At 66.1% G+C, this 7,645-nt stretch carries 7 protein-coding genes and 1 pseudogene; 3 read left to right on the top strand and 5 right to left on the bottom strand.

Annotated features, from left to right (window positions below; genetic code table 11):
* Nucleotides 1-126: 126 nt before the first annotated feature.
* Together ALC15_RS31555 and ALC15_RS31550 are read right to left on the bottom strand one after the other, a co-directional pair.
* A complete protein-coding gene (locus ALC15_RS31555) occupies nt 127-1,239 on the bottom strand; it encodes an amidohydrolase family protein (RefSeq protein ID WP_050630661.1) in 1,113 nt (370 codons plus the stop codon).
* 68 nt (nt 1,240-1,307) lie between these two features.
* A complete protein-coding gene (locus ALC15_RS31550; RefSeq protein ID WP_050630660.1) occupies nt 1,308-2,372 on the bottom strand; it encodes an amidohydrolase family protein in 1,065 nt (354 codons plus the stop codon).
* A 234-nt stretch (nt 2,373-2,606) separates the two neighbouring features.
* On the opposite strand from ALC15_RS31550, the gene ALC15_RS31545 reads away from it, so the two are divergent.
* A complete protein-coding gene (locus tag ALC15_RS31545; RefSeq protein WP_050630659.1) occupies nt 2,607-3,086 on the top strand; it encodes a hypothetical protein in 480 nt (159 codons plus the stop codon).
* Here ALC15_RS31545 and ALC15_RS31540 read toward each other — a convergent pair.
* Nucleotides 3,083-3,808 carry a DJ-1/PfpI family protein gene (locus ALC15_RS31540; protein WP_050630658.1) on the bottom strand — a complete coding sequence of 242 codons (726 nt, stop codon included), beginning with the start codon at nt 3,806-3,808 and terminating at the stop codon, nt 3,083-3,085. The genes ALC15_RS31545 and ALC15_RS31540 overlap by 4 nt on opposite strands.
* A gap of 98 nt (nt 3,809-3,906) precedes the next feature.
* Here ALC15_RS31540 and ALC15_RS31535 point away from each other — a divergent pair, with 98 nt between their 5' ends.
* Nucleotides 3,907-4,857, top strand: coding sequence for a GlxA family transcriptional regulator (locus tag ALC15_RS31535; protein WP_430649211.1), 951 nt, complete (start codon nt 3,907-3,909; stop codon nt 4,855-4,857).
* 38 nt (nt 4,858-4,895) lie between these two features.
* On the opposite strand, the gene ALC15_RS31530 is transcribed toward ALC15_RS31535, so the two are convergent.
* Nucleotides 4,896-5,444 (bottom strand): carboxymuconolactone decarboxylase family protein, encoded by a 549-nt coding sequence (locus ALC15_RS31530; RefSeq protein WP_050630657.1) that lies wholly within the window; start codon nt 5,442-5,444, stop codon nt 4,896-4,898.
* Between the two features lie 162 nt (nt 5,445-5,606).
* Here ALC15_RS31530 and ALC15_RS31525 point away from each other — a divergent pair, with 162 nt between their 5' ends.
* Nucleotides 5,607-6,611, top strand: coding sequence for a hypothetical protein (locus ALC15_RS31525; protein WP_157860956.1), 1,005 nt, complete (start codon nt 5,607-5,609; stop codon nt 6,609-6,611).
* 36 nt (nt 6,612-6,647) lie between these two features.
* Here the strand turns inward: ALC15_RS31525 and ALC15_RS31520 are convergent.
* Nucleotides 6,648-7,561 (bottom strand): annotated as a pseudogene (locus ALC15_RS31520) (LysR family transcriptional regulator).
* Nucleotides 7,562-7,645 lie beyond the last annotated feature (84 nt).

Genomic DNA, 7,645 nt, shown 5'->3' with positions numbered 1-7,645 from the left:
AAAGAGTTGCGCGCGCGGAGGCTCCCCCTCACCCGGAATACATCTGACGATGCAATCCGACCTCTCCCCGCACGCGGGGCGAGGTGAAGTGGAGTCCACGGCTGGATCGCAAGCAACGTCATCTTCCTAGAACTTGTAAACCGCGCGGGCGTTGCTGTTGAAGATCTTGCGCCGCTCGGCGTCGGTCAGCGGCGTCTTGAAGGCGTAGCGCGCGTCGTCATAGTCCCAATGCGGATAGTCCGACGAGAACAGCAGACGGTCGATGCCGACCCATTCGATCAGCTGACGCAGGTGCTTCGCCTCATCGGGCTCGTCGATCGGCTGGGTGGTGAACCAGAAATTCTGCTTCACATACTCGCTCGGCCTGCGCTTCAGATGCGGTACCTCGCTGCGGAAGCGCTCGAAGTGCTGGTCCATCCGCCACATCGTCGCCGGGATCCAGCCGAAGCCGCCCTCGATGAACACGATCTTCAATTTCGGGAAGCGCTCGGGCACGCCTTCCAGCACGAGGCTCGTGAGGTTCGAGGCCACGGTGTGCGCGTTCGACTGATGCTCCTCGCAATAATAGGACGGCCAGCCGCCGCCGGTCGGCGCGTGCCCGCCATAGCCACCGACATGGATCCCGAGCGGCAGATCGAGCTCTTGCGCGCGCTCATAGATCGGCCAGTAGCGGCGACGGCCGAGCGGCTCGTTAGCGCGCGGTGAGACGTTGATCTGGATGTATTCGCCTGATTTGGCGCAGCGCTCGATCTCGGCAAGGCCGAGGTCTGAGCCGTCCTGCCCGACCAGGATCGAGGCCTTCAGCCTGGGATCGCGATGCGCCCAGAACGCGAGCTGCCAGTCGTTGATCGCGCGCTGGATCGCGGCGCCGAACTCCAGATTCTGCTGCGAGAAGATGAACAGGTCGAGCACCTGCAGGATGCCGAACTCGACATCGAAGGGATCGAGATGCTGCTTGCGCATGAAATCGAGGTCGGAGCCCGGCACGCCGCCGGTCGGCGGCCAGGCATCGCGCCGCGCGATCAAGGGCGAGGAGCGCGGATACGGCGTGGTGCCGATATAGGGCGTGCGCAGATGGCTGCCGTATTCCTTCAGATGCTGCTGCCAGCGCTTCGGCAGGAATTCGTTGAGGTCGCTATGCGCGTGGATGCTGGGATGGATGTCGCAATCGATGATCTTCAGCCGCGTCGCGGCGGTCTTCTCCTGGTCGAGCATCGGGCGGTCGATGACATCACTCATGCGATCCTCCTTGTTATTTGGCGCATGATCTCTTCGGAAAACCGGTTCCCACTTTTCCGGATCATGCGCTACGAATTCAGCTTGAGACGCGGAAAGGTTTCCAGCGGGTTGTCTTCGCACATCTGTTTGACAAGGCCTGCGGGCAGATGCGGCGGGACCGGATCGTCGCCGTCGAACTGCCAGTGCGGATAGTCGGACGCGAACAGGAACATCTTGTCGGAGCCGATCTGGTCGATGATGTCGGCAACGCTTGTTGCATCCATCGGCGCGTCGAACGGCTGCATGGTGACGCGGAAATGCTCGCGGATGATCGCCGCCGGCTCGCGCTCCACCCAGGGCACCTCGACGCGCACACCGCGCCAGGTCTTGTTGGCGCGCCACATGAACGCCGGCAGCCAGCTGACGCCCGACTCCATCAGCACCACGGTCAGTCCTGGATACTTCCCGAACACGCCCTCATAGATCAGGCTCAAGGTCTGCGCCTGGAACGCCTGCGCCTCGGCGAGATAATATTCGTAGCGGTAGGACGGCCAGCCGATCGAGCTCGGCGCACCGCGATAGGCACTGCCGGCGTGGATCGCGATCGGCAGCTTGTATTTCTCGGCGGCCTGATAGATCGGCCAGTAATGCCTCCGGCCGAGCAGCGTCTCGTTCTGCGAGGGCACCAGCACCGAGACGAAGCGGTTATCGCCTGCGCGGCGCTCGATCTCCTCGACGGCGAGATCCGGCGCCTGGATCGGCACCACGATCGAGGCGCGCAGCCGCTTGTCCTTGGCGAGCCACTCGGCGGCGATCCAGTCGTTGATCGCGCGGCAGAAGTCGGCGGCCATGTAGGAATCGAACACCGCCTGCGCGCCATAGACGACGTTGCAGATGGCGTGGCTGGCGCCGAGCTGGTCGAACGCGCCGCGCTGCACCATGGCAAGGTCGCTGCCGGGCTTGCTGCCGTCGGCCGGCCGCCAGTCGGCACGTCCGGACAGCGGCATCGACGGGGGATAGGAATTGAGGTCGAGCCCGTCGATGGCGCGGCTGACCACCTGTTCCTTCCAGTGATCGCTCAGATAGGACAGCAGCGTGGTGCGCGTTCCTCCCACCGCGGGATGGATGTCGCAGTCGATGCGCGTGGCCGCCATGGCGTTCCTCGAAACTGTCTTGGTCTTCGTTGTTGGCGGCATCGCTGCCGCAGATCGGACTGTGACGCCGATGGCGCGATCGTGCAAGCCGGTCCACGCGGGTCCGCCCTGCCCCATGCGCGCACCGCCCCTCACGCGAAGTTGCGGAGGCGCATGTGAACGGCGTCACCCATCCGGGCGGCGGGATATGCTAGCGATTCCGCGCCGCGGAAAGCGCAGCGACAGGAGATGGGAATGAGACTGGGCCGACTGACGATCCTTGCATGCTCGCTGTCGCTGGCTTCGCACGCCGCGTGGGCTGCGCCCGCGACCACGTCCGGCTCGGTCGCGCTAGCACTCGCCGGCGTGGTGGCGCCCTATTCGCCGCTGCCGGCCAGGAAGAAGAAGGCGGTCGCCGCGTTCTTCAACGGCGACAGCAATGTCCACGTCACCAGGAAGATCACCGTCACCGCGGACAAGGTTGTCTGCCGCGCCAGCAATGTCGACATCACCTCGCGCTCCTGCGCGCTGACCTTCGGCGGCCGGACCCACACCGTGAAAGGCAGCACAGCCAACGCGATCTACGCCACCATTGCGCTCGCCGGCGTACCCGGCGACGGCGCCGCCGGCACGATCTACGAGGCGCTGTCGAAACTGTCCTGCACGCTCGATCCCAAGGTGATCAAGGACAAGGCCGGCGGCGGCGCCGACTGCAGCTTCGAGCCGGGCAACTAGCCTGCACGCTCGGGCTCCTGCACGACGACGCCTAGCCTAGCGGCCATGCGGCGCGCGGTTGCTTCGCGCTGCGCCGTGATCGCGCGCGTCGCCTCTCGCGTCCGTTGCAGGATCTCGGGCGGCGCGGTCTCCGGCGTGCCGCTGTTGAATGGCGGCTCCGGCGCGTAGGCCATGTAGAGCTGGATCGCCCGCGCAGCGTCGTCGCCGCGCAATTCGGCCGCCAATCGCAACGCACCGTCGATGCCGGCCGTGACCCCGGCGGCAAACACAAAGCTGCCGTCGACCACCACGCGCTCGTTCACAGGCGTGGCGCCGAAATACGGCAGCAGATGCAGCGACGCCCAATGGGTGGTCGCGGTGCGTCCCTTCAACAGGCCGGCCGCGCCGCACAGCAACGCGCCGGTGCAGACCGAGAAGATGCGGCAGGCCCCCGCCGCCTGCTGGCGGATCCAGCCGAGCACCTCCGCGTCCTCCATCAGGGCTTCCTGGCCGAAGCCGCCCGGCACATGCAGCACATCGAGCGGTGGCGCCTCGGCCAGCGTGGCATCCGGCGTCAGCCGCAACCCCTTGAGGTCGCGCACCGGCTCCATGGTCCTGGCGTAGATGCGGTAGGTCGAATTCGGAATCCGCGACAGCACTTCGAAAGGACCGGTCAAGTCGATTTGATCGACGCCTTCGAACAGCAGCGATCCGATCCGCAAGTGGACTTCATGAGCAATCATTGGGCTCTCCTTGCACTATGGACAAAGCAAAACTAGCGCGGCAGGTTTCGGCGATGACGCCAAAGCCCCCACATTCTCCGCCAAACAACCGGCGCGTGATCGAAGTGCTGGCCTATCCGGCAGTGCAGCTGCTTGACGTCACCGGACCGTTGCAGGTGTTCGCGTCCGCCAACGCGCTGACGGCCAAGGCAGGCAACGCCGAGCCCTATGACGTCCGCGTCGTTGCCAAGGACGGCCCGACGGTCGAGGCATCTGCCGGCGTTGGCTTGGCGGTGCATCCGCTGCCCGCCATCGGTACCGCGGTCGACACGCTGGTGATTCCAGGCGGCGACGGCGTCAACGCCGCTGCATCCGATCGCATCCTGGTGGATTGGGTGCGCAAGCGCAGCGGAGACGCCCGCCGCACCGCATCGGTGTGCACCGGCGCGTTCCTGCTCGCCGCGTCAGGCGCGCTCGACGGCCGTCGCGCCGTGACGCATTGGGGATTCTGGGAAGAGCTCGCCGCGCGCTTTCCCGAGGTCCGCGTCGAGTCCGATCCGATCTTCGTGCGCGACGGCACGTTCTGGACATCGGCGGGCGTCACGTCGGGCATCGATCTCGCATTGGCACTGGTGGAGGACGATCTCGGCCGCGCGACAGCGCTTGCCGTCGCCCGCTATCTCGTGGTCTTTCTCAAGCGTCCGGGCGGGCAGGCACAATTCAGCGAGGTCCTGTCCCTGCAAACCGCCGACGACAGGTTCAGCGCGCTGCATGACTGGATCGGCAACCATCTGGCCGACGACCTATCGCTGCCCACGCTGGCGAAACAGGCCGGCATGAGCGAGCGCAGCTTCAGCCGGCACTACGCCGAGGCGACCGGGCTGACGCCGGCCCGCGCGATCGAGCGGCTGCGGGTCGAGGGCGCAAGGCATCTGCTGTCAGAGACGCGGCTACCGATCAAGCGCATCGCCCAGCGCTGCGGCTTCGGCTCCGAGGAGACCATGCGCCGCAGCTTCCTGCGATTGCTGACGACCACTCCGCAGGACTACCGCGCGAGGTTTGCGGGCTAGAGGGCGCCGGCCTTGCGGCCGGCGCGCAGGAATAGACCTTAGCCATTCCAGGCATGCGCCTGCAGGCCTGCCTCCAGCGGCGGATTGGTCACGCTGCCGGTGTAGTTGGTGATGGTCGACGCTGCCACGATGGTGATCACCTCGAGCAGCAATTGCTTGCTGAACCCGGCCGCCAGGAATTTCTCCTTGTCCTGCTCATCGAGCCGCCCGCGCTTCTCGATCAGCGTCCGCGCCAAGGTCGAGAGCGCGCCGAGCTGCTTGTTGGCGGGCGAACGCCCGGCCCGCATCGCCTCGACGTCGGCCTGATCAAGGCCGGCCTGCAGACCGAGCGCGGAATGCAGCGCGACCGCCCAGCTGCAGCCATTGGTCACCGCGTCGGTGAGCAGCACGGTCTGGATCTGCGGCTCGGAGAAGCTGCCGCCGTGAACCTTGTCGAAGATGTGGAGAAAGCTCTGGATCAGCACCGGCGACGTCGCCATCGCGGCCGCAAGGTTGGGGATCATGCCGAACCGCGCCTCGACCTCGCACAAGGTCGGCTTCGAGGCTTCGGGGGCGGTATCGAACGTATGGACAGGAAAACGTGTCATGGGAACGGCCTCTGTGTTGATTGAACCCTGATGGTTTCGGGCGCTGAGCTGTTGCGCTCGACATGCGAGCAACCCGGTTCGATGCAGGCTATCTAGACGCACGCCGACGCCAGCGTTCGCCAAACTCCCCACATTCCGCGCCATCCGCACGGGTGCGCACAAATGCGCACAAATCGGCACAGCGCCATCGGCCGAGTGCCTAAGCTTGCGGGGATTGACCGTTGCGACAGGTCGCCCTGTCGCCGACGTTCTGCTCGCTCAATCTCTTCGATTCCGAATGGCGACATGAACCCGACAACAGAATCCGCCCCTTCGCGCGTGCAGCCCGTAACCTGGCCAACCTGGTTCGCCTGGGTGTTCGTCTCCGCGTCGATCCCCGTCTTCACCGTGTTGTCGGCAACGACCATGGGCAAGGAGGTCTTGCGGAGCGCCGAGCACCGGACGCTGATCCTGAATGGCCTTCTGGCCGCCGCCGTGTTTGCCACGTTGGCCCCACCGCTGGTGCAGGGAATCGTGCTCAAGCGCGTGCTGCCGAGGCTGAGTATCACGGTCTGGTTTCTGGGCACGCTGCTGTCATACGCGTTGTGGCTCGGAACGGCCTTGCACGCCTCTATTCGAGGGCCGCTTGCGATCGGCTTCGAGGCCGAGTTCCGGCTGCAGAGAGCTGCGGTGATCGAGCGCATACACCACACTCTGACCGTGTCGCGCATTCTCGACCTGCCATGGGGATCGTTCCTGGTCTCGACGATCGTGATCAGCGTGCTGACTTCACTGATTCCGGCCTGCTTGCTCGGCGTCGCATCCGGACGGCGCAGGACGACGTTGACGTTTCTCGGCGCATCGGTTGTCGCCACCGCCGTCTCCGCGACCGTCGCGCAAATCTATCACATGACCAACGACCCGCCGTCCCTGGAGCAGTGGGCCCTCAATGGCCAGCCGTGGTCCCGTCGCCTTCAGGTGCTGGCCGGCCGCTTCGGCGCCGGCGCGATCTGGGGCGCCATCACCGCGATTTTCGTCGTGCTGATGACGCGAGATCCGGCGGATGCGGCCGCGCCGCGAGACCATGTCCTCGCGCTCCATCGCACCGGCGGCATCGCGGCGGCATTGATCGCCCCCGTGCCTCTTGCGATGCTGGCGCCGTTGGCATGCTACTTCGTGAGGCCGTGAGCCCTCGCCGCCAGCGCCGACAAACCGCACCAGACTTTACGCTCCCGCGCGGTCCTTGACCCGCCGCGTCACGATGGCGAGCAGGCGGCCGAGCGTGCCGCCGGCGGGGCCCTTCTTGCGCGCCAACGCCAACGGTGCGACCAGGCCTGTGGCGCGGTCGAGGCGGAGATAGGAGACGCCTGCGGTCTCCAGCCGCGCCATCGATTCCGGCACGATCGAAATGCCGAGCCCGGCGGCGACGAGGCTGAGCGTCGACACCATCCGCGTCGCCTCCTGCGCGACCTTCGGGCTGAAGCCCGCCGCGCGGCAGGCGGCGATGATGCTGTCATAGAGGCCCGGCCCGGTCGGGCGGCGGTAGAGGATCAGCGGCTCGTCGGCGAGCGAAGCCAGCGAAATCCGCCGCCGCGTGTCCTTGCGGGCACGCGGATGATGATCGGGCAACGCGACCAGCATCTCCTCGTCGAGTAGATGCGTGATCGTGAGATTCTCCAGCCGCTCGCTCGGCGAACGCACGAACGCCGCATCGAGCCGGTCCGCCTCGACGGCTTCGATCAATTCGCCGGTCGAGGCCTCTTCCAGCGACAATTTGATCGCCGGCGCGCGCTCGCGCATTTCGCGCATCACACCGGTGACGAAGGGATGGAAGGCGGCCGACGAGGTGAAGCCGATCGCAAGCTGGCCTTCCTGGCCGCGGCTGGCGCGGCGCGCGGCTTCCACGGCGAGTTCGGTGTCGCGGAGGATCACGCGCGCCTTCTCCACGAAGGCGCGGCCGGCGGCCGTCAGTTCAACCCCGCGCGCTGCCGGCGAAACAGCGGCGCGCCGATCGCGGCCTCCAGCGCGCGGATCTGCTGGCTCAGCGGCGGTTGCTGGATGCCGAGGCGGGCGGCAGCGCGGGTGATATGGCCTTCCTCGGCGACCGCGACGGCATAGCGGAGATGGCGCAGCTCGATCATCGGAGCGATCCATATGCAATGGATATGATAATTCAATGATCCATATATTTGATATTTGGAGCATCGCAAACTAGGTTCGGG

This window comes from Bradyrhizobium viridifuturi, assembly GCF_001238275.1.
In the GTDB taxonomy this organism is placed as follows: Bacteria; Pseudomonadota; Alphaproteobacteria; order Rhizobiales; family Xanthobacteraceae; genus Bradyrhizobium; species Bradyrhizobium viridifuturi.
Note: the sequence above shows the minus strand (reverse complement) of the source record. Positions and strands in the feature narration are given on the sequence as shown.

Bases quoted from the DNA above. Each gene is read 5' to 3' on its own strand.
- ALC15_RS31540 (WP_050630658.1), bottom strand. From the start codon at position 3,808: ATGATTGCTCATGAAGTCCACTTGCGGATCGGATCGCTGCTGTTCGAA.
- ALC15_RS31555 (WP_050630661.1), bottom strand. From the start codon at position 1,239: ATGAGTGATGTCATCGACCGCCCGATGCTCGACCAGGAGAAGACCGCC.
- ALC15_RS31530 (WP_050630657.1), bottom strand. From the start codon at position 5,444: ATGACACGTTTTCCTGTCCATACGTTCGATACCGCCCCCGAAGCCTCG.
- ALC15_RS31525 (WP_157860956.1), top strand. From the start codon at position 5,607: ATGCGCACAAATCGGCACAGCGCCATCGGCCGAGTGCCTAAGCTTGCG.
- ALC15_RS31550 (WP_050630660.1), bottom strand. From the start codon at position 2,372: ATGGCGGCCACGCGCATCGACTGCGACATCCATCCCGCGGTGGGAGGA.
- ALC15_RS31545 (WP_050630659.1), top strand. From the start codon at position 2,607: ATGAGACTGGGCCGACTGACGATCCTTGCATGCTCGCTGTCGCTGGCT.